22 protein-coding genes are annotated in these 21,173 nt (G+C 71.5%); 12 read left to right on the forward strand and 10 right to left on the reverse strand.

Annotated elements, in window-relative coordinates; genetic code table 11:
* Positions 1 to 113: 113 nt before the first annotated feature.
* The 3 genes from BM041_RS08155 to BM041_RS08165 are packed head-to-tail and all read left to right on the forward strand — an operon-like array spanning position 114 to position 2,432.
* Entirely contained in the window at positions 114 to 1,175 is a 1,062-nt protein-coding gene (locus BM041_RS08155) for a ketopantoate reductase family protein (RefSeq protein ID WP_245761977.1), read from the forward strand.
* Positions 1,172 to 1,930 (forward strand): SDR family NAD(P)-dependent oxidoreductase, encoded by a 759-nt coding sequence (locus BM041_RS08160; protein ID WP_092958229.1) that lies wholly within the window; start codon positions 1,172 to 1,174, stop codon positions 1,928 to 1,930. Before BM041_RS08155 ends, BM041_RS08160 begins: the two co-directional genes overlap by 4 nt.
* Complete coding sequence (locus BM041_RS08165) at positions 1,917 to 2,432, forward strand: hypothetical protein (RefSeq protein WP_092958231.1); 516 nt, start codon at positions 1,917 to 1,919, stop codon at positions 2,430 to 2,432. Before BM041_RS08160 ends, BM041_RS08165 begins: the two co-directional genes overlap by 14 nt.
* Positions 2,433 to 2,457: 25 nt before the next feature.
* Here the strand turns inward: BM041_RS08165 and BM041_RS08170 are convergent, their stop codons facing one another.
* Entirely contained in the window at positions 2,458 to 2,835 is a 378-nt protein-coding gene (locus tag BM041_RS08170; protein WP_092958233.1) for a hypothetical protein, read from the reverse strand.
* Between the two features lie 2 nt (positions 2,836 to 2,837).
* Positions 2,838 to 4,007 carry a M20/M25/M40 family metallo-hydrolase gene (locus BM041_RS08175; RefSeq protein WP_092958235.1) on the reverse strand — a complete coding sequence of 390 codons (1,170 nt, stop codon included), beginning with the start codon at positions 4,005 to 4,007 and terminating at the stop codon, positions 2,838 to 2,840.
* Between the two features lie 114 nt (positions 4,008 to 4,121).
* Here BM041_RS08175 and BM041_RS08180 point away from each other — a divergent pair, with 114 nt between their 5' ends.
* The 8 genes from BM041_RS08180 (at position 4,122) to BM041_RS08215 (ending at position 11,587) form a co-directional block, all read left to right on the forward strand.
* Complete coding sequence (locus BM041_RS08180; protein WP_139225996.1) at positions 4,122 to 5,099, forward strand: TauD/TfdA family dioxygenase; 978 nt, start codon at positions 4,122 to 4,124, stop codon at positions 5,097 to 5,099.
* A 4-nt stretch (positions 5,100 to 5,103) separates the two neighbouring features.
* Positions 5,104 to 5,835, forward strand: coding sequence for an aspartate/glutamate racemase family protein (locus BM041_RS08185; protein WP_092958239.1), 732 nt, complete (start codon positions 5,104 to 5,106; stop codon positions 5,833 to 5,835).
* 279 nt (positions 5,836 to 6,114) lie between these two features.
* Positions 6,115 to 6,747 carry a TerC family protein gene (locus BM041_RS08190; protein ID WP_092958241.1) on the forward strand — a complete coding sequence of 211 codons (633 nt, stop codon included), beginning with the start codon at positions 6,115 to 6,117 and terminating at the stop codon, positions 6,745 to 6,747.
* Positions 6,748 to 6,873: 126 nt separating this feature from the next.
* A complete protein-coding gene (locus BM041_RS08195; RefSeq protein ID WP_092958243.1) occupies positions 6,874 to 7,848 on the forward strand; it encodes a DctP family TRAP transporter solute-binding subunit in 975 nt (324 codons plus the stop codon).
* Positions 7,849 to 7,922: 74 nt separating this feature from the next.
* On the forward strand, positions 7,923 to 8,519 hold the full coding sequence (locus BM041_RS08200) for a TRAP transporter small permease (RefSeq protein ID WP_245761978.1): 597 nt from the start codon (positions 7,923 to 7,925) through the stop codon (positions 8,517 to 8,519).
* Between the two features lie 5 nt (positions 8,520 to 8,524).
* Complete coding sequence (locus BM041_RS08205) at positions 8,525 to 9,793, forward strand: TRAP transporter large permease (protein ID WP_245761979.1); 1,269 nt, start codon at positions 8,525 to 8,527, stop codon at positions 9,791 to 9,793.
* Entirely contained in the window at positions 9,790 to 10,491 is a 702-nt protein-coding gene (locus BM041_RS08210) for a DNA-3-methyladenine glycosylase family protein (protein WP_092958247.1), read from the forward strand. The genes BM041_RS08205 and BM041_RS08210 overlap by 4 nt, the downstream gene beginning before the upstream one ends.
* 97 nt (positions 10,492 to 10,588) lie before the next feature.
* Entirely contained in the window at positions 10,589 to 11,587 is a 999-nt protein-coding gene (locus BM041_RS08215; protein ID WP_175533818.1) for an ABC transporter substrate-binding protein, read from the forward strand.
* Here the strand turns inward: BM041_RS08215 and BM041_RS08220 are convergent.
* From BM041_RS08220 to BM041_RS08255, 8 genes are all read right to left on the reverse strand, one after another.
* Positions 11,560 to 12,765, reverse strand: a complete 1,206-nt coding sequence (locus tag BM041_RS08220) for an FAD-binding domain-containing protein (protein ID WP_092958251.1) — start codon at positions 12,763 to 12,765, stop codon at positions 11,560 to 11,562. The genes BM041_RS08215 and BM041_RS08220 overlap by 28 nt on opposite strands.
* 41 nt (positions 12,766 to 12,806) lie before the next feature.
* Positions 12,807 to 14,108, reverse strand: a complete 1,302-nt coding sequence (locus BM041_RS08225) for a PAS-domain containing protein (RefSeq protein WP_217648658.1) — start codon at positions 14,106 to 14,108, stop codon at positions 12,807 to 12,809.
* Positions 14,108 to 15,253: an FIST signal transduction protein gene (locus BM041_RS08230; RefSeq protein ID WP_092958255.1), complete on the reverse strand. Its 1,146-nt coding sequence runs from the start codon at positions 15,251 to 15,253 to the stop codon at positions 14,108 to 14,110. The genes BM041_RS08225 and BM041_RS08230 overlap by 1 nt, the downstream gene beginning before the upstream one ends.
* A gap of 188 nt (positions 15,254 to 15,441) precedes the next feature.
* The gene (locus tag BM041_RS08235) at positions 15,442 to 16,209 is read right to left on the reverse strand and encodes an alpha/beta fold hydrolase (protein ID WP_092958257.1); all 768 of its coding nucleotides are present in this window, start codon (positions 16,207 to 16,209) and stop codon (positions 15,442 to 15,444) included.
* A complete protein-coding gene (locus BM041_RS08240; protein WP_245761980.1) occupies positions 16,206 to 17,063 on the reverse strand; it encodes a DMT family transporter in 858 nt (285 codons plus the stop codon). Before BM041_RS08240 ends, BM041_RS08235 begins: the two co-directional genes overlap by 4 nt.
* 84 nt (positions 17,064 to 17,147) lie before the next feature.
* Positions 17,148 to 18,491 (reverse strand): NAD(P)H-dependent oxidoreductase, encoded by a 1,344-nt coding sequence (locus BM041_RS08245; protein WP_092958261.1) that lies wholly within the window; start codon positions 18,489 to 18,491, stop codon positions 17,148 to 17,150.
* 22 nt (positions 18,492 to 18,513) lie between these two features.
* Positions 18,514 to 18,708, reverse strand: coding sequence for a hypothetical protein (locus tag BM041_RS08250; RefSeq protein ID WP_092958263.1), 195 nt, complete (start codon positions 18,706 to 18,708; stop codon positions 18,514 to 18,516).
* Positions 18,708 to 19,712: an NAD(P)H-quinone oxidoreductase gene (locus tag BM041_RS08255; protein WP_092958265.1), complete on the reverse strand. Its 1,005-nt coding sequence runs from the start codon at positions 19,710 to 19,712 to the stop codon at positions 18,708 to 18,710. The genes BM041_RS08250 and BM041_RS08255 overlap by 1 nt, the downstream gene beginning before the upstream one ends.
* A gap of 208 nt (positions 19,713 to 19,920) precedes the next feature.
* Between BM041_RS08255 and BM041_RS08260 the strand changes: the two genes are divergently transcribed.
* Complete coding sequence (locus BM041_RS08260) at positions 19,921 to 21,171, forward strand: ABC transporter substrate-binding protein (protein WP_175533820.1); 1,251 nt, start codon at positions 19,921 to 19,923, stop codon at positions 21,169 to 21,171.
* Positions 21,172 to 21,173: the final 2 nt, after the last annotated feature.

Here is a 21,173-nt window from a genome sequence, read left to right on the forward strand (position 1 = left end):
TGACCTCTGTTGTATCCCAGCTAGCGTGACACCCAGGGTGGGCCGCCCGTGCCGCGTCGCGCAAGCGCCGTGCCTGCATGGCGGCCCCCCGCTGGACAGAAGGGGAAGCGCGCGTGGCGAAGGAAGCCGAACAGGCGGCGGCGAGGCAGGCCGTGGATCACGGCCCCATCCTGGTCTGGGGCGCGGGTGCCATCGGCGGCACGATCGGCGCGCATCTGGTTAAGGCCCGCCACGCCGTCGTGTTCTGCGACGTGGTGGCGGACCACGTCGCCGCCATCGCGGACCCGGCCCGCGGCCTGGTGATCGAGGGCCCGGTCACGCAGTTCAAGGTCGTCGCCCCCGCCGCGACGCCCGACCAGGTGAAGGGCGTCTTCCGCCGCATCATCCTGGCGGTGAAGACGCATGACACCGAAGCCGCCTGCCGCGCCCTGCTGCCGCACCTCGCCCCCGACGGCTACGTGCTCTCCGCCCAGAACGGCCTGTGCGAGCGCGTGATCGCCGAGGTCTGCGGCGCCCACCGCACCATGGGCGCCTTCGTCAATTTCGGCGCGGATTGGCTGGAACCCGGCCGCATCACCTATGGCAATCGCGGCGCCGTGGTCGTCGGCGAACTGGATGGCGAGAAGACTCCTCGCGCCATCGCCCTGCACGCTTTGCTGCAGCAGGTCTTCGAACCCGATGCGGTGCTGACCGACAACATCTGGGGCTATCTCTGGGGCAAGCTCGCCTATTCCTCCCTGCTCTACGCGCAGGGGCTCGCCGCGCATGGCATCGCGGACATGATGGCGCGTCCCGAATTGCTGCCCATGGTCCGCGCGCTGTGCGGCGAAGTGATCACGGTCGCGCGGGCCGAGGGCGTGAAGCCCCTCTCCTTCAACGGCTTCGACGCCACCGCCTTCGGCCCCGGCGGGACGGAGGACGCGGCCCGCGCCTCCATGATCGCGATGGAGGCCTTCAACCGCCCTAACGGCAAGACCCATTCCGGCATCTGGCGCGACCTCTGGGTGCGCCATCGCGCCACACCCGCGGACGCCCAGATCGGCGCCGTGCCGCCCATCGGCCGCACCCACGGCATCCCCTGCCCCACGCTCGAGAAGCTGATCGCCATGATCCATCAATGCGAGCGTGGCGAACGCCCCATGTCCGACGCCAACCTGCTGGAGCTGCTGCCATGAACATCCGATTCGACGGCCAGACCATCGCCGTCACCGGCGCCGGCCACGGCTATGGCCGCGCCATCGCCCGCAGCTTCGCAGCGATGGGCGGCAATGTCTTCGCCTGCGACCTCTCGGCCGGGGAACTGGCGGAAACCGCGCGCTGCGAGGGCAGCATCACCACCGCCGCCTTCGACCTGACGGCCAAGGGCGCGGCCTTCGACTGGATCAAGTCGATCGAGGCCGCGACAGGTGGCCCCATCGCCGTGCTGGTCTGCAATGCCGGCGGCGTGCGCGGCCAGGTGAACCGCCCGGTGGAGGATGTGCCGGAGGACGACTGGCACGCCATCTTCGACATCAACACCCATGCCGCCTTCAACATGGCCCGCGCCGTGGCGCCCGGCATGAAGGCCGCCAAGGCGGGGCGCATCGTCACCATCAGCAGCGGCGCCGGCCTCAAGGCCAGCAAGACGGGCATCCAGGCCTATTGCGCCGCCAAGCACGCCCTTGTCGGCCTGACGCGCCAGCTGTCCCGCGAACTCGGCCCGCATGGCATCACGGTGAACTCCGTCGCGCCGGGCTTCGCCCTTTCCAACCCCGCCACGGTCAAGCAGTTCGAGAGCTACGGGCCGGAAGGCCAGAAGGCGCTGGTGGAGGGCATCTCCATGCGACGCCTCGGCGATCCGCAGGACATCGCGAATGGCGTCCTCTTCTTCGCCTCCGCCTATTCCAGCTGGGTCACGGGGCAGGTGCTCTCGGTCGATGGCGGGGGCTGAGGAGCCACCGCCCGGCTTTGCGCCGGATTTCTTCGACAGCGCGACGGGTGGCAGCGAATCACCCGCCGCGGCGCTGTACGGCTTCGCCCTCGACCTCGACGCCACCGCCCGCTACGCTCCCGACTGGGTGATCGAGACCGCCGGCAACCGTCCGCTGCGCATCACCCCGCTGCGCTGCGCGCCCGATGGTGGCAGCGTCGCCTTCGAAAGCCAGGGCGTCAGCGGCGTCATCAGCCTCTCCGCGCATCCATCGGGCTGGGTGCGCGTAACAGCCACGATCGACAGCAAGCTCGCCTTCAGCGCCTTCGCCGATCGCATCTGGGAGGAATACGAGGTCCATCCGCCCGCCAGCCCGCAGCGTCCCCGGGGGGTGGCGGAGGATGCGCCCGGCCGTCTCGCGCACCGGCGCAACCGCCTGTCGCTTTCGGCCCGCGCCTGGCCGCAGCTCCAGCCCTTCGCGAATGCCGAGGGCTGGGTGCTGCTGCACCAGGCAGACGACTGACGCGCGGCGCGACTGACGCGCGGACCTACCGGCCCAGCCTGACCCCGTCCTGCGCTTCCACCGCGCGGCGCGTGGCCTCACGCTGTCGCCGCTGCGCCTCGTTCACCTGCGCCTCGTGCCGCAACTCGCTGGCGGAGGTGCGCCCACCCGCCGGCCCCGTCGCCGTGCGCGGATTGACGGTGCCGAGTGGCGATGTGTTGCGCGTCCGCGGGCGCGCCGCCGCCTGGCGCTGGGGCTGCGCCGGCGCCGTGCGCGGTGCCTGCCCCGCCGCGGGCGATGTCAGGCTCTGCCGCCCTGCCGGCGCCTGACCATGCACCGCCGCCGCATTCGGCCCGGTCAGCGGCGCGCTTTGCGCGAAGGCCAGCCCCGGCGCCAGCACCGCGGCCAGGATCAATGCGCGCATCGTCACGCCCCCAGCCTGGTGAACAGCCCCGCCAGCAGCCGCGCCCGCGGCACCAGGGACGACACGACGATGTGTTCGTCGAGCGTATGCGCCCCCGCGCCCGCGACCCCCAGCCCATCCAGCGTCGGGATGCCCATCGCCCCGGTGAAGTTGCCGTCCGACCCGCCGCCGGAGGATTGCGGCGGGATGTCGAACCCCATCCCCATCGCGATCGCCCGCGCCTCCGCATGCAGCGCCCGCACGCCCGCATCCGCCTCCCACACCGGCCGCGTCACGCCACGCTTCACCTCCAGCACCACATCGGGGTTGGAGGATTTGAGCGCCAGCATCCGCGCGACGCCGGCATCCAGGTCCTCCTGCCGCTTCGCCATGCTGAGCACTTCCGCGTCGCAATGCGTGGCCACGCAGTTCACCCACTGCCCCGCATGGATGACGCCGACGGAGAAGGTGCAGCTCTCCGTCGTCATCGCCTCGATCGCCAGGATCTGCTTGCACATCTCCCGGATCGCGCTGCGCCCTTCCCCCAGCGTGGCGCCGGCGTGGGATGGCCGGCCGGTGGTGCGCAGGTTGAAGCGCGCGATGGCGTAGCGCCCGGTCACCACGCCGCCATCGGGCCGCGCCGGTTCGGGCACCAGCACGAAGCGGGCGCGGGATGCCTCGGCCTCGATCAGGTCGCGCGTGGAGGGGCTTCCCACCTCCTCATCCGGCGTCAGCAGGAAGGTCACGGGCAGCCCCGTGGTGACGCCCGCGCGGACCAGTTGCCGCATCGCCTCCACCGCCAGGTAGGTGCCGCCCTTCATGTCGAAGATGCCCGGGCCGCGGCAGGTCGCGCCATCCCGCCGGAAGGGCAGTTTTTCCAGCGTCCCCACGGGATGCACGGTATCCAGATGGGCCACCACCAGGATGCCCGGCGCCGCATCGCCCGCGGGATGCGGGAAGCGGGCGCGGATGCAGCCCGCGAAGCCCATGCGCCCGGCAATGTGTTCCACCCGCGCCCCGATCAGCGCCAGGTCGCGCGCGGCCAGCGCCAGCATCCGCTCCACCGCCGGTGCGTCGAAGGTCGGGCTTTCGCATTCCACCCAGCCGCGCAGCCCCTCCAGGATCTGCTCCGCGTCGAAGGGCAGGCCAAGCCAGGGCTGGCTGGCATCGAGGCTGCTGGCAGGCGCGTCCATCCGTGTCCGTCTCCGTATCCCGGCCGCCAGCCTGCTGCCTCGGGCCGATGCGGGCAAGCCGCCTGACGCAGCCCTCATGTGGCGGAGGTCGCGGCTTGATGTAGTCTCCCCCCAATGAGTTCCACATCCCCCACTGCACCCGCCCGCCCCCGGCTGATCCCCCAGGCCGGCCCTGCCGCCTGGCGTGCCGCCGATCTCCGCGCCTCCGACTGGATGATCCCGGTCGGCGCGGAGGATGCGGCGGAACTCGAATCCGCTCTCGCTTCGCTCGGCGGCCGGGCGCCGCAGGTGGCGGCCGAAGCGCCCCTGCCGAAATTCGGCGCCGTGCTGCGCAATGCCGCCGCGCGGCTCGATACCGGCAGGGGCCTCGCCGTGCTGCGCGGCCTGCCGCTGGATGAGGCGACGGCCGAGCCCCTGCTGCTGGCACTCGGCGCCCATCTCGGCCGCCCCGTCGCCACGGGCGGGCAGGCGGCCGTGGTGCAGCGCGTCTCCAGCCCCTCCGGCGGCGCGCTGCGCTGGCGCTTCCACGCCGATGCCGCGGACATCGTCGCCATGCTCATCCTCCGCCAGCCGCCGGAGGTCGATCCCGTCATGCTCGTCGCCGCGGCCACGGTGCATAACGAGATGATGAAGCGTGCCCGCCCGGCGCTGGAGGCGCTCTACCGCCCCCTGCCCCATGCCGCGCCTGGCGGCGGGGTGGTCGACCTGCCGGTCTTCAGCACCGCCTCCGGCGCCTTCGTCGGCCGCTACGCCCGCGATGCGATCGAAGCGGCCCAGGCCATCCCCGAGACGCCCCGGCTGAGCGCGGCGCAGATGGAGGCGCTGGACCTGCTGGACACGCTGTGCGCGGAACCCGGCCTGGCGCTCCGCCTCGATGTCCGCCCCGGCGACGTGCTGCTGTTCAACCCGCTGCAGGTTTGGAAGCGGAATGCGGAGGCCCTGTCCCCGGCCGAACCCGATGCGCCACCCACCATCACGCGCCTCGCGCTGCGCCTTCTGCTGTTGAGCGAGACGTCGCGAGCCCTGCCGGAGGGGCTCGTGGCGCTGGGCGGTGCGCCCAACACCACGGACACCGGCATGGTCGGAGGCTAGATCCATGCGAATCCTCATCGCCAACGCCAACACCACCGCCGCCATCACCGATGCCTGCGCCACCGTGGCACGGCAGGCCGCCGCCCCCACCACCATCATCATCGCCGGCACGCCCACCTTCGGCCCGGCCGTAATCTCGACCCGTGTCGAGAACGCCATCGCCTCCCACGCCCTGCTTTCCATGCTGGCGGAACATGCGGGGCGGGTGGAGGCGGTGGTGCTGGCGGTCAGCCACGACACCGCGCTGGAAGCGGCGCGCCAGCTCATGCCCTGCCCGGTGCTGGGCATGACGGAGGCGGGGTGCCTGACCGCCTGCATGGTCGGCGGCCGCTTCGGGATCCTCACGCTCGGCCAGGTCGCGGCCTATGAGGATCTGGTCGCGCGCCACGGGCTGTCCGCGCGCTGCGCCACGGTACGCGGAGTGGCGGCAACGCCGCTGGATGCGCTGCGGGACCCCGATGGCGTCGCCGCGATGGTGCTCGCGGAAGCGCGCACCATGGCGGAACGCTGCGACGCCATCGTGCTGGCCGGCGCCGCCTTGGCCGGCATGGATCGGCACCTGCAGGATGACTGCCCGGTGCCGCTGCTGGATGGCATCGCCTGCGCGGTGAAGATGCTGGAAGGGCTGGTCGGGCTTGGCCTGCCGAAGCCCCGTGCCGGCAGCTACGCGGCTCCCTCGGGACGCGCGAGCATGGGCCTGTCCCCGGCGCTGGACGCGATGTTGCGCGGCGGCTGAACGCCGCCGCATGAACGCGCCTTGCCGGCGCATGGGGCGCCGGCAATGCAGCACGTTACGGAATCGTCAGCCGCGACCGGCTTGGCCTGATGGCCATTCAATCAACCGTGCGGCCGGGGTCCGCCGCATGGCGGCTTCGTCACTTCGGGCCTGAACACGATGCCATGTTTCATCTGTCACCGATGACATGGCACGGAAACTTCGGCTTCCTTCCCGCAGCTAGTAGCCTTGCCACAGGGGGGAAGCGGCTGCCTGATGCGCCGCCCCTGGAGATACGGAATGGACTATCTGCTCGGGCAGGGCGCGCAGTTCCTGCAGATCCTTTGGCTGAACATCATCCTCTCCGGCGACAACGCCGTTGTCATCGGCCTGGCCGCTGCCGGCCTGCCGCCGGCGCTTCGCAGCAAGGCGGTGCTGTTCGGCATCGTCGCGGCCGCCGTGCTGCGCATCGTCTTCTCGATCTTCGCCACCTACCTCCTCGGCCTCTGGTGGATCGAGATCGTGGGCGGCGCCGCCCTTCTCTACATCGCCTGGGGCTTCTGGTCCGAGCTTCGCGGCAAGGACGAGAATGAAGGCGAGGAAGGCCATGAGGTGAAGGAGAAGACCCTCCGCCAGGCGCTGTGGCAGATCATCGTCGCCGACGTGTCGATGAGCCTCGACAACGTCCTCGCCGTCGCCGCCATCGCCCGCAACAACCTGCCCATGCTGGTGATCGGCCTGCTGATCTCCATCGTGCTGATGGGTGTCCTCGGCGGTGCGCTGGCCAAGCTGCTCGATCGCTACAAGATCATCGCCTATGTCGGCTTGGCGCTGATCGCCTATATCGGCGTGGAACTGCTGTGGGAGGGTCTGCAGGCCGCGAATGTCGCGCTCTCGCTCGGCCTGCCCATTCCGGCACCGCACGGGAATTGATCCGAACCCGCCGGTAGCCTCGCCCGGGACGCAGTCCCGGGATTGATGCGCCGGCGGCACCTCTCCTATACGGGGCGGGCATGGGGGCCCCGCCAAGGGCGCCCCCGCCCTTGGGGAGACGTTGCCATGAGCCTGACCCGTCGCGTGGCGATTGCCGCCGCGCTTGCCGCCCCCCTGTCCTTCGCACAGGCCCAGGCGCAGACCACCATCACCGTCCAGCACCCGCTGCCGCTGGCCAGCCACTACGGCGCCGGCGCCACCGCCTTCAAGGAAGCGCTGGAACGCGCGACTGGCGGGCGCTACCGCGTCAACATCCAGCGCAACGACAATGAGCGCGAGGCGATCGAGAGCGTGCAGATCGGCACGATCGAATGCTCCCTCACCTCCACCGGCCCGGTCGGCAACTTCGTCCCGGAAGTCCGCAACTTCGACGTCCCCTTCCTGTTCCGCGACACCGCCCATGCCCGCGGCGTGCTGGATGGCGAGATCGGCCAGCAGATGCTGTCGCGCTTCACCGCCCGCGGCCTGGTCGGCGTGGTGTGGATGGAGAACGGCTTCCGCCACCTGACGAATTCGCGGCGTGAGGTGAATGCCCCCGCCGACATCCGCGGCCTGAAGGTCCGCACCATGGAAAACCAGGTGCATATGCGTGCCTTCACCCAGCTGGGCGCGCTGCCGACGCCGATGGCCTTCTCCGAACTCGTCCCCGCCCTGCAGCAGGGCACGGTCGATGGGCAGGAGAACCCGATCGCGGTGATCCTGGCCAACAACCTGAACCAGGTGCAGCGCTTCCTGACGCTGACGGGCCACGTCTATTCGCCGGCCATCCTGATCTGCAACCCTGCGCTGTTCGCCCGCATGAACGCCGCCGACCGCGCCGCCTTCAACGAGGCCGCGCGCGCCGGCGCCGCCGCGAACCGCGCCAAGAATTCGGCCGATGAGGCCGCGGGCGTCGAGGAACTGCGCCGCCGCGGCATGACCGTCGTCACCCAGGTGGACAGCGCCGCCTTCCAGACGGCCCTGGCCCCCGGCGCGGCGCAGATCGAGCAGCAGTTGGACAGCGCGCTGCTCCGCCGCATCCGCGAATGGCGCGCGAACTGACCTTCCATCGCCGGATCGACTGACGGGGCGCGGGGACAACCCCGCGCCCCCGCTGTTTCAGGGGGCAAGCAGGCATGAATGCGATGAACACGCTGCCGCTGCAGGTGACGGGGGTCCTCACCCTCCTCACCGTGGCGCTGGCGCTCTGGGTGGCGGAGGGTGACGGCGCCCGCGCCAGCATACGCCGGGCCGTGCTGGGCCTGGACCGGATCACGACCGGCGCGGCATCCATCATCGCCTGCCTCGCCCTTTCCATCGCCGTCGGCGCCGGTCTCTGGCAGGTCATCGCCCGCTTCGCCACCGAATCGCCCGCCATCTGGTCAGAGGCGCTGGTCCGCACCGCCCTCATCTGGATGGCCTATCTCGGCCTGGCCGTCGCGCTGCGCGCCGGCGCGCTGGTCTCCATCGATGTCGCGCATCGCTATTCCACCGGCCGCCTTCGCCGGTCGATCGAGGCCGCCTCGCTGGCCTGCTCGCTCTCCTTCATGGGGGTGATGTTCTGGTTCGGCTGGACCATGGCCAACCGCGTGCAGTTCCAGGAAATGGCGGGGCTCGAGGTCTCGATGTCCTGGGGCTATGCCGCGATCCCGCTCGGCGCCCTCTTCGCGGTGGTTGGCGCCCTCGCCCATTTCCTCGACCGCCGCAGCGAAGAACTGGAGTCCGCGGTATGAGCGGCATGATGCTCACGGTCATGCTGGTGCTGTTCGCCGCCAGCATTCCCGTCGCCATCGCGATCGGCCTGGCCGCCGTCGTCGGCATCCAGGGCTACACGAGCTTCCCGCTGATCGTCGCGGCGCAGCAGCTCTTCGTCGCGCTGGACAAGTTCCCGCTGGCCGCCATTCCGTTCTTCATTCTGGCCGGCAACCTGATGGATGTCGGCGGCATCAGCCGGCGCCTCGTCGAATTCGCGCGCTCCATCGTCGGCGGCATCCAGGGCGGGCTGCCGGCCACCTGCGTCGTCACCTGCATGATCTTCGCCGCCATCAGCGGCAGCAGCGTCGCCACCACCTTCGCCGTCGGCGCCATCATGATCCCGGCGCTGGTCCGCGCGGGCTACCCCGTGGCCTTCGCGGCGGCGCTCCAGGCCACCGCGGCGGAACTCGGCGTTATCATCCCGCCCTCGATCCCGATGATCCTCTACGGCGTCACCACCCAGACCAGCATCCCGGAACTCTTCATCGCCGGCTTCGGCCCGGGTGCGCTGATCGGCGGTGCGCTGATCGCGACTGTGCTGGTGTGGTGCCGCATCAAGGGCTGGGGCAAGCAGGATGGCGAGGGTCGCCTGCCCTTCCTGGTCGCCGCGCGCCAGGCCGGCTTCGCGCTGCTCATGCCCGTCGTCATCCTCGGCGGCATCTATGGCGGCATCACCACGCCGACCGAGGCCTCCGTCATCGCCGTCGTCTACGCCATCATCGTCGGCATGTTCCTGCACCGCGAACTCGGCTGGCGGGACCTCTACCCGATCTTCCGCAAGTCGGTGATCAGCAGCGCGGTGATCATGTTCATCATCGCCTGCGCCGCGCTGTTCTCCTGGCTGCTCAACCGCCAGGGCGTGCCGGACCTGGCCGCGGCCTGGCTGGTGGAAACCTTCGACGGCCCGGGCCTGTATCTGCTCGGCGTCAACATCTTCCTGTTCATCGTCGGCATGTTCGTGGAGACCTCGGCCTCCATCATCGTGCTCGCGCCGATCCTGCAGGAAGCGGCGGAGCGCTTCGGCATCGATGGCGTGCATTTCGGCACGATCATGGTGGTGAACCTGGCGATGGGCATGATCACGCCGCCCTTCGGCGTGAACCTCTTCGCCGCCGCGCAGGTGGCGAACACCAGCGTCGACCAGATGATGCGCTATTTGCCCATCTTCATCGGCGTCATCTTCGCCTGCCTGATGGTGATCACCTACGTGCCCTGGATCACCCTGTCGCTGCCGCATTTGGTGTTCCGATGACGCAAGGGGCCGGCGACCTGCCGGCGCTGGCGGCCCGCCGGGCGGCGGACCGTCCCGCGCGGCTGGTCGGCGGCCCCGCGGCGCTGACGCATCTCCGCCGCGATCCCGTGCTGCGGCGGGTGATCCGCCAGATCGGCCCCTGCACGCTTCGCCCTGCCCGGCGCGAACCCTATGAGGCACTGGTCAGGGCGATCGCCCACCAGCAGGTGCATGGCCGGGCGGCGGAGGCGATCCTCGGCCGCTTCGTGGCCCTCTTCCCCGGCCATGACTTCCCCCCGGCAGCCCTGGTGCTGGAAGCCCCGGCCGAAACCCTGCGCGCCTGCGGCTTCTCCGGCGCCAAGGTCGCCGCCATCCGCGACATCGCGGAGAAGTCGGTCGCCGGCCTGGTACCCAGCCGCGCGGCCGCCGCGCGCCTCGGCGACGACACGCTGATCGAGCGCCTGGTGCAGATCCGGGGCGTCGGCCGCTGGACGGTGGAGATGCTCCTCATCTTCACCCTCGGCCGGCGGGACATCCTGCCCATCGACGATTTCGGCGTGCGGGAGGGCTGGAAGGTCGCCGCCGGCCTCGACGCCCAGCCGAAGCCCAGGGAACTGGCCGCCATCGGCGAAGCCTGGGCGCCCTGGCGCAGCATCGCCGCCTGGTACCTGTGGCGCGCGGCCGATGCCGCCAAGGCCAGCGGTTTCAAGCCGCAATAGCCGGTCTTCTTCGAAGCTCCGCGCTTCTTCGAATATCGGCGTTGACACCCCTCGACCGGCCTCGCGAGACTGCCCGCAACAAGGGGGGATCACATCCATGGCCTTCACGCTCCGCCGCCGCTCGGCGCTGGTCCTGCCGCTGATCGCCCCCACCCTCGCCCGCGCCCAGGCACCGCTCCGCCTCAGCGTCTTCCCCTCCGGCAGCAACTGGCCGATCTGGGTGGCGCAGGAGAAGGGTTTTTTCGACCGCCACGGCGTGGCGCTGGCCGTTACGCCGACGCCCAGTTCCGCCGCGCAATTCACCGCGCTGATGTCGGGGCAGGTGGATATCGCGAGCACCGCCATCGACAACGTCATCGCCTATGTCGAGGGCCAGGGGGAGGCCCCCGGCGCCGCGGCCAACCCGCCCGACATCATCGCCGTCGCCGGCATCAACAACGGCTTCCTCCGCCTGGTCACGGCGCCGGAGGTGCGCAGCTTCGCCGACCTCCGCGGCAAGGAATTGTCCGTCGATGCACTGACCACCGGCTTCGCCTTCGTCCTGCGCCGCCTGCTGGAACGCGGCGGCCTGGCGGAAGCCGAGGCCCGCCTGGTGCGCGTCGGCGGCACCACGCAGCGGATGGAAGCGCTCTTCGCCGGGCGCCAGGCCGGCACGCTGCTGACGGTGCCGCTGGATGCCGTCGCCGCCCGGCGCGGCTTCAACATGCTGGCCGATCCCAGCGACATGCTGGGCGCCTACCAGGGCCTGACCTTCGCGCTGCGCCGCGACCGCGCGGCGGCGGACCGCCCGCGCCTCGTCGCCTTCCTCCGCGCCTATCTCGATGCGCTGGAATGGCTCTACGCGCCGACGAACCGGGCGGAGGCGGTCGCCATCATGGGGCGCAACCTGGCGGAGGTGACGCCAGACCTGGCCGAGGCCTCCTACGATTCCATGCTGCATCCGCGCAGCGGCTTTCCCCGACGGGCAGAACTCGACATGGCGGGGATCGCCACGGCGCTTTCGCTCCGCGCCGCCTATGGCCCGCAGGGACGCGCCCTTTCCGCGCCCGATCGCTATGTGGACGGGCGCTACCTCGCGGAAGCCCAAAGGGGCTGACCGGCGGGCTGATCCGGCACCAGGCGTCCCAGCAGCGTCGGGATGCCCTCCCGGAACGGGAAGAAGCCCTTCGTCGCCAGCGGCCAGCAGGCGCTGTCCCAGTCCCGCCGGACGCGCCGCATCGGCACGCCGGCGCCCGCCAGCGCATCCGCCGTCCAGCCGACCGGCGCCCAGGGCGTCACCACCGGCAGCCCATGCGACGCCGCCCAGCCCGCCAGCTCCGGGACCCCGACCCGCACCGCCGGCACGCCCCAATGCGCCGAGGCCCGCGCCAGCCCATCCGCCAGCGACGCGCCGACGCTGTCCGCCACCAGCGCCGAACAGCCGCCATCGGACCGCGCTTCCGGCACCGCCACCCCCGCGATGGCCGCCACCCGCGCGCCCGCGGGCAGCAGGCTCTCGGGATGCAGGTCATCCTCATGCAGCAGCAGGGCGAAGGCCCCGTCGGGCAGCCGGTCCGCCGCCGGCAAGGCGCCGGCGCGGGGCGGCGGCGGCGCGTCGATCGGACGCGGGTCTTCCTCAAGCTCCCCCGTCGGGTCGAAGCGGCCTTCCGTGTAGCGGGCGATGTTCTCCGCCCGGGCGACGTAATGCTTCCCCGGGGTCTGGATGCCCGCCACCCAGCGCCAGGACAGGGTGTTGGACGCCGCATCCCCATCCCGCAGGTGGCGCAGCATGAAATCCGCCCCGAGCGTCCAGGGCAGTTTCAGGGTGAAGATCCAGATGCTGGCGAACCACATGCGCGCGTGGTTGTGCAGCCATCCCGTGGAGCGCAACTCATCGACCCAGGCATCGAAGCAGCCGATCCCGGTCGTGCCCGCCTCCGCCCGCGCCAGGGCGTGGCCCCTGATGGCCGCGCGGTCGGCCGCCACCGCCGTCCGGTAGCCCGCCCACATCCCGGGGCGCAGTTCGAGAAAGCCCTTCCAGTAGCTGCGCCAGAAGACCTCCTGGATGAACTTCTCCGCGGCCCTCGGCCCCGGCCCGGCAACAGCCGCGCCCACCACCTCCGCCTCCGTCACCAGGCGGTGCCGGATGGCGGGGGACAGGCAGGAGACATCGCGCCGCCGGCCCGGCCCGGGATCGGTGTTCCGTCCCTGCGCGTAGTCGCGCCCCATGCGCGGGGCGAAGTCGGCCAGGCGTTGCAGCGCGGCGGTGCGGTCAGTCGGGAAGGGGTCGCTCATCCCTCGCCATCTGGGGCCGGTCCCTGGCCCGGCAACCCGGATCAGTCCAGCGCCGGTTCCAGGGCGATGCGGAAGATCGCCCCCTCCGCGCCATTCTCCGCCTCGATCGTCCCGCCCATGGAGGTGACGAGCCCATGGCAGATCGAAAGGCCGAGCCCGGTGCCGCGATCGGGCCCCTTGGTCGTGACGAAGGGCTGGAACAGCCGCGACATTACGGCATCGGGGATGCCGCCCGCATTGTCCGACACATCCAGCTCAACGCGCCCATCCTCGGCCTGCCGCGCCGCGATGCCGATGCAGGCCCCGCTGTCGCGGATGCCGAGCGCGTCCCGCGCATTGGCGAGCAGGTTGAGCAGGACCTGTTCCAGCGCCATGCTATCGCCCCGTACCGGCGGCAAGCCGGGCGGCAGGTGCAGCGCGACCTCGATGGAGGCTTCCCGCAGCGCCCCGCCAATCAGGGTCAGCGCGCCTTCCACCGCCGCCGGCAGTGCCGCCGTGGCATTGGCGTCACCCCCCTCCCCGCCCCGGGCGAAGCGGCGCAGATGGTCGATCAGCACGCCACCCCGCGCGGCCTGGTCGGCGATGCGGCCCAGCCGCACCAGCACCGCCGAGGTATCGCCGCGTTCCGCCGCACGGCTCGCATTGGCCGCGGCCAGGGCAATGGCGGTCAGCGGCTGCTTCAATTCATGCGCCAGCCCGGCCGCCATCTCGCCCAGCGAGGTCAGCCGCCCCGCCGCCGCGGCGCGCGCCTCCGCGGCCCGTTCCGCCGTCACGTCCATGACGGTCACGATGCAGCCGCCACTCGCCAGCCGCTGCGCCGCCACGTCGAGGCGCCGGCGGTCATCGGTGAAGATCTCCGCCCGCGCCGGCCCGTCCCGCCCATCCACCAGGGCGATGCGGGTCGCCAGCAATTCCTGCAGGTCGGCGCCGCGGTGCAGCCCCGACGCCTGCTCGATCGACAGCTGCTCCGCATGGCTGATGCCGGGCCGCAACGCCCCGCGCCCAAGGCCCAGGATCTCATGGTAGCGCCGGTTCACGACCACCAGCCGGTCCTGCCGGTCATAGAGGCAGAGGCCCTGCAGCATGTTGTCGAGCGCGGCCTCGAACCGCAGGTTCTGCACCCGCAGGTTCTCCACCAGCGCTTCAAGCCGCCGGTTGGCGCCCTCCAGCTCCTCCGCCATCAGCGTGATGGCGCGGTCGGTGCGTTCCCGGTCCCGCGCCGCATCCTCGTAGCAGGCGACGACGAGGTGCCGCAGCTGGTCCAGGTCCACGCTGCCATCGGGGCGCGTGGCGCGCAGCACCTGGCGGCTGAAGAGCCGCTCGGCCGCCATTCCCGCGACCATCACCGCGGCGCCTCGGTCAGGGTCAGCACGGTCATCGTCTGGTTGTGCAGTTCGCTGCGCCCCGTCATCGGGTGCGGCGCGATCTCGCCATACGAATAGAAACCCAGCACCCGCATGGAGGGTGGCAGGCATTCCCGCGCGGCCAGGACCTCCTCCTCCACCCGCTGCCCCATCATCAGGCGCCGCCCGACGCAGCTGACGATGAAGGCGGCGCTGTCGCCCGCCGCGGCGGCCAGGGCGCCCGCGCCCGCCGCCGCCGCCGCGCCATCGGCCAGGCCGCCGAAGCGGCCGCGCATCAGCTGCGCCCGCCAGCCCACCGGCAGGTCGGCGGCGAAGATCAGGCTTCGCGCGTCCCGGTCCACGCCCAGCAGGGTGCGCAGCACGTCATGCCTCGGTTCCTCGGCATCCCAGATCCGCAGCGGATAGAGCAGCCCGGTGCCGGGCAGGCCGGCCGCTTCCGGCCCGAGATAGCGTTCATACAGATCGAGCGCCGGCTCTCCGTCCAACTCTCGCAGCACCCGTCCCTCGGAGGCGGTGATGGAGCGCAAGGGCCCGAAGGCATCCCAGCCGGAGGCGCAGCCATGCCCGAAGCGGACGGCATGGCCGAAGAAGCCGATGGCAGCCACCATGCCAGGCATCGGCACCTCATCCCCCGCGCCCACCAGCGTGCGGCGGAAATGCGGGCCATCCCCGGCCAGCCCGCCCACGATCGGCACGCCGGCCCCGATACCCTCCTGCAGCCCGGCCACCAGGTCGCCGGCGTTCACCGCCAGCCCTTCGGAAATCAACAGCACCCCGGCCAGATCCGGCGCCGCCAGCGCCACCCCCAGGCGCCGGCCGCAATCGCGGGACTCACCCTCGGCTGCCAGGCGTTCCGTCACCAGGCGGAGCCGCGTGGCGTCGAAATCCAGCTTGAGGGCCTGCACCCCCTCATCCACCACATCCGATTCGTCGATCTGCCCGCCGGTGCTGCACCCCGCGACCATGGCACCGGGGAAGGCGTCCCTCAGTTCCCGGTGCCGCGCGCCGCTTTCCAGCGCCTCCCGCCCGGCGACATAGAGGACGAGGCACGGGCCATCCGCCACCGAGGGGACGATTCCCCGCCAACCCTCCGCAGGCGACCATCGCAGGGTCAGTGCTCGCATCCGACAACCCCTTCAGGCATGCCTCTCGGGGCATGTCCCCGGCTTGCTGGCCCATGATCGGTCCCATAGCAGCCACAGCCTTCCTGGCCGTTACCGCGGCATGGACGTTCAGGTGGGGGGAAGCGAGTCGGCCTTTGTCACGAAATGTCAGTCCTGAGACCATAGCTCAGAAACGACACACGTCACCGTCACGCCACGGAAAGAAATTCCTCCACCGCCGCCAGGAAGGCGCGCGGATTTTCCGCGTGCAGCCAGTGCCCCGCCGCCATGCTGGCGAAGCGCGCCGCTGGGAACAGCGCGCGGATCGCTGCATGATGCTCCGGCTTCACATAGGCGGAGGCATCGCCGGACAGCACCAGCACCGGCCCGCCATAGCGCCCGGGCATGGCCGGCCAGCCGCCGATCTCCCCCATCCCCGCGGCGATCGCCGCCAGGCCGATCCGCCAGCGCGGCGGCGATTCGGTGAAGATCAGGTTCTGCAGGAGGAAGGCGCGCAGCGGCGCCTCCGGCACCGCTTCCGCCAGCGCGGCATCGGCATCGCGGCGCGTCAGCCCGTCCCGCAGCGGGATCGCCTGCATGGCGGCGACGTAGCGGGTGAAGACGGGCGTGGGGTAGGTGACGGGCGCGATGTCCGCCACCAGCAGCCGCTCCACCCCCGCCGGCTTCGCCAGCGCCAGCGCCATCGCCACCTTGCCGCCCATGGAATGGCCGATCACCGCCGCGGGCCAGGCACCTTCCGCCACCAGCGTCTCCGCCACATCCTCGGCCATGGTGGCGTAACCCATGCCATCGGCATGCGGGGACTGGCCATGGTTGCGCAGATCGAGCGCCAGCACGCGGTGCCCCCTGGCCGCGATCGCCTTCTGGATCGCGCCGAAATTCTGCGCGGCGCCCAGCAGCCCGTGCAGCAGGACCACCGGCGGGCCTTCGCCCATGGCGACGACGTTCAGCCTCATCCCAGTGCCGCCAGCACGACGGAGGCGACGATCAGAATCCCCCCCACGATCACGTCCCAGCCGATCGGCTCCCCGAGCCAGAGGGCGGAGACCGTCACCCCGAAGGCCGGCACCATGAGGAAGCCGACGGAGGCCACCGCGCCCGGCAGCTTCCGCCCGGCCTCGATCACGCACCAGGTGCCGATCGGCGCCGCGAAGAAGCCGATGTAGAGCAGGAAGGGCCAGGAGGAGAGGCCGACGCCCCCATCCGGCTCCATGAACTGGGCCAGCGGCGCCAGCAGCAGCGCGCCGATGCCGAAGCACCAGGGCAGCAATTCGAACATCGGCGTCTTCGGCGGCCATTTCCGGCTGGCGATGATGGCGATGGTCCAGAGCAGGCCCGCCAGCACCAGCATCAGGTGCCCGACCAGCGCATCATGCGACGACCAGTCCACCGCCCAGGGCCCGATCAGCACGCAGGCCCCCGCCAGGCCCAGCCCCGCCGCCGCCCAGCGCTGCGCCGACACCTTCTCCCCCAGCACCAGCACCGAGAGCGGGATCAGCCAGTAGGTGACGACATTGGAAAGCACCGCCGTCCGCCCCGCCGGCACCAGCGCCACCGCCAGGTGGGTCAGCGCGAAGAAGGCGCCGAGCTGGAAGATGCCGAGGAACAGCACCGCGATCCGGTCCTCCGCCTGCGGCAGCCGCAACCGCCCGAGGAAGGCCAGCAGGATCGCCGCCCCCAGCGCGGCCAGCGCGGACCGTCCGGTGCCGAACCACAGCGGCGACGCATCCGCCAGCGCGGCCTTGGTGATGGGCCAGGCGCCACCGAACAGGATGACGGCCGCGAAAAGCAGCCGGAAGGCGGAGGCCATGGGCATTGGATACAGCCTAGCCGCGCGCCACGTATCGCGGATAGCCCGACGCGCGGCGAACGGCGTGACGCATTGCCGGCGGGCTCAAGCGCCTGCCAGGGCAGCGCGCATCGCGATCGCCTCCGCCGCCGCCCCGCCCGCGGCGCGCGGCATCAGGTCAGCCTCCGTCACCAGCGAACCCGCCGGCAGGTCCCGCGCCAGCGCCACGCCATGCGCCAGCCCGATCGGCACCGCCCCCGATTGCCGCGACCGCGCGGCGGGGATGCACTTGCCCCAGACCGTGGCGCCGCCTTCGCCGTCCAGCACCTCGCCCCGCCGCAGCGCCCGCTTCGCCACCGCGACGCAATCCGCCGACCAGCTCTCCGAACATCCCGTCGGTTCGCGTCGCAGCGCCGCGGAGGCGACGGAGACGCCGAGTTCCAGCCCGATGAAATGGTAGGGCCGCCACAGCGCGGCGTAGCGGCCGGAGGGATCGGTGGCGACGCCGTATTCGGCGAAGCAGCGCCGCGCGTACTCGGTCTCCCCCTCGAACACCACATAGACGCCCCAGCGGAGGTTGTCGGGAATCTCCCGCCCGTCCCGCGTCAGGGAGGAGATGACCTCCACCATGCCCTTGCGCGGCAGGATCCCGCCCTCATTGTGCGGCCGCAGCAGCGTCGGCAATTCACCGGTGCCGCAGGGCGGGAAGGCGAGGCCGTCCTCCGGCGGCGCCAGGCCAGTGGCATTGGCGATCGCCGCCATCTCGATCCCCGACTTGGTGCCATCGAGGAAGCTGTTGAACATGCGCGGGTTCATCCCGCCCGCCTGCGCCTGTTCCGCGCTCAGCCCGTAGAAATCCCAGACCGTCTCCGGCGTGGAGGCGTGGTAGTGTGGCAGGTATTTCGTGCCCTTGCCGGCGGCGACGATGGTGAAGCCGCCGGCGCGGATGGTGTCCACCATCTCCGCCACCAGCGCGGGCTGGTCGCCATAGGCCATGGAATAGACCACGCCCGCCGCGGCCGCTTCCCGTGCCAGGACGGGTCCGGCCAGGACATCGGCCTCCACATTGACCATCACCACATGCTTGCCGTGCCGGATGGCATGGCGGGCGTGGCGCAGCCCGGCGGCGGGATCGCCGGTGGCTTCCACCACCACCTCGACCTCCGGGCTCGCGATCAGCGCCAGGCTGTCCTCGGTCAGCCAGGTGCAGCCCGTCTTCGCCGCGGTGGCGGCATCCGGCGCGGCGGAGGCTTCCTCGGCCCAGCCGATCCTGGCCAGCGCCGCCAGGGCGCGCGGCACGGACAGGTCGCCGATGCCCAGCACATGCAGCCCCGGCGTGCGCGGCGCCTGGTGGAGGAACATGGAGCCGAACTTGCCCGCGCCGATCACGGCAACCCGCACGGGCCGCCCGGCTTCCGCGCGCTTCCGCAGCAGGCGGTGCAGGTTCATGGCGTCGCTTCCCTTCGGATGGTCACGGCTGGGTCCATTGCCGCGGGCCCCAGCCCGGCAGGTGGATGGCGCTGCCCGGGCGGCGGAAGGCCAGGATCACGCCGGTTGCCACCAGCAGCACCGCCAGCCCCTGGGCGCCGCCCCGCGCCGCGCGGCCCCGCAGCATGGCGCTGAACGCCAGCATCGCCACGCCCACCACCAGCAGCGCCCAATGCATCAGCCGACCGTCAGCATGATCTTGCCGACATGCGTGCTGCTTTCCATCAGCGCATGCGCCTCCGCGGCACGCGCCAGCGGGAAGGTCGCATGGATGCGCGGCCCGGCCTGGCCGGCTTCCAGCAGCGGCCAGACCTTCGCCTCCAGCGCCTGCGCGATCAGCCCCTTCTCCGCCGTCGTGCGCGGTCGCATCGTGCTGCCCGTCACCGTCAGGCGCTTCACCATGATGGGGCGCAGATCGGCATTCTCCGCGACATGCCCGTTGAGGAAGGCGATCATCACCAGCCTCCCATCCAGCTTCAGGCAGCGGATGTTCTTCGCGAAATAGGGCGCACCGACCATGTCGAGCACGACATCCACGCCCTTGCCGCTGGTGGCCTGCTTCACCGCCTCGAAGAAATCCTCCGCCCGGTAGTCGATGGCATGGTCCGCGCCGAGTTCCCGGCACGCCGCGACCTTCGCCGCGCTGCCGGCCGTGGCGAAGACCGTCGCGCCGAAGGCTTTCGCAAGTTGGATCGCCGTCACGCCGATGCCGCTGGTGCCGCCATGGATCAGCACGCTCTCACCCGCCTGCAGGCGGCCATGGCCGAACAGATTGGCCCAGACAGTGAAATAGGTCTCGGGCAGCGCGGCTGCGCGGAGCGCGTCGTAGCCCCGCGGCCAGGGCAGCGTCTGCGCCTCCGGCGCCGCGGCATATTCGGCATAGGCCCCGCCATTGGTCAGGGCGCAGACACGGTCGCCGAGCTTCCAGCGCGTGACGGCGGCACCCACGGCCACGACCTCCCCGGCGCATTCCAGCCCGATCACGGGGCTGGCGCCCGGCGGCGGCGGGTAGCTGCCGCTGCGCTGCGCCACATCGGGGCGGTTCACGCCGACCGCCTGGGTGCGGATCAGCACTTCATCCGCGCGCGGCACCGGCACGGGCCCGCGCGCAGGCACCAGCACCTCCGGCCCGCCGCCAGCGCCATGGTCGATCAGCAGCATCTCCGCGGGCAGGTCGGGCATGCACGTCTCCTTCGTGATCCTGGGGCATCGTCCCCCAGGTTCGGCAGAATGAGGGACCATGCGGCACGGCGCAGCGTCAAGGCCCGCGGACATTGCACACGCGCGCGCATCGTCCCGTGAATTGGGACGATTTGAGCCTCCTGGCGCGGTCCTGGGCTTGCGCCCGCACGCCGCCCCATGGGAACCTACCAGCGGTGGACTTGGGGGCATGAACAGCATGCAGGGTATCGGCCGCCGGGCCTTTGTCGGGCTGGCCGGTGCGGCATGGGCGGCCAGCCCCGGCCATGCGCAGGCACCGGCGCCGGATCTTCGCCTCGGCGCCATCTTCCCCCTCTCCGGCCCTTCCGGCCTGCTGGGCGACGAATGCTTCCGCGGCGTCGAACTGGCGGTGGAGGAGCGCAACGCCGCCGGCGGCATCGCGGGCCGCCCGGTCCGGCTGGTGCGCGCCGATGCGCCCGACGAAGCCGCCGCGACGCAGGAGGCGCGGCGCCTGTCCCAGGGCGCGGAACGGGTGGCGGCCTTCCTCGGCAGCTTTGCGACTCCCATTGCCCTGCCCGCCAGCCAGGTCGCCGAACTCGCCGGCATTCCCTATTTCGAACTGGGGGCCCTTGCCGATGCGGTGACGGAACGCGGCTTCCGCTGGATCTTCCGCCTGTCGCCCCGCGCCGCCGATTTCGCCGCGACCTCGATCGACGCCGTCGCCGGCATCGTCGCCCCCTCCCTCGGCGTCGCGCCCGATGCCCTCCGGCTCGCGATCCTGCATGAGGAAGCGGCCGGCGGGCAGAGCGTCGGCGCGGCGCAGGAAGCGCTGATCCGCGTGCGGTCGCTGACGCTGGTGGAGCGCGTGGCCTATGCGCCCCGCCCCGCGGACCTGACCGCCGTGGTGAACCGCCTGCGGGGGCAGGCCGCCCAGGTCGTGCTGCATTGCGGGGCGCCGGGGGATGAGGTGTCGCTGTTCCGCGCGCTCCGCGATGCCGGCTGGCGCCCCAGCATGGTGATCGGCACGGCGGGCGGCTACGGCCTGACAGAAAGCGCGCGGAGCATCGGCGACGACATGCTCGGCACGATGAGCGCGGACTGGACGCCCTTCGAGGTGAATGAGCGTGTCGCCCCCGGCGCCCGCGCCTTCCCCGACCTCTACCTCCGTCGCTACGGCGCGGAGCCGCGCTCCGCCCACGGCCTGGCCGCCTATGCCGGCGCCCGCGTGGCGCTCGATGCCCTGCACCGCGCCGGATCGACGGAGCGCGACCGCATCCGGGCCGCCGTGCAGGCGACCGACCTGGCGGAGGGCACGACCCCCACGGGTTGGGGCGTGCGCTTCGATGAGCGCGGCCAGAACCTCCGCGCCGCCCCCGTTCTCTGCCAATGGCAGGCGGCACCGACGGGCGGGCTCCGCCAGGTCGCCATCGGCCCCGCCGCGGCCGCCGTGGCGGATGCCCTGCCGAGGCTGGGCGGCTAGAT

This window comes from Falsiroseomonas stagni DSM 19981 (assembly GCF_900114315.1).
Lineage (GTDB): Bacteria > Pseudomonadota > Alphaproteobacteria > Acetobacterales > Acetobacteraceae > Falsiroseomonas > Falsiroseomonas stagni.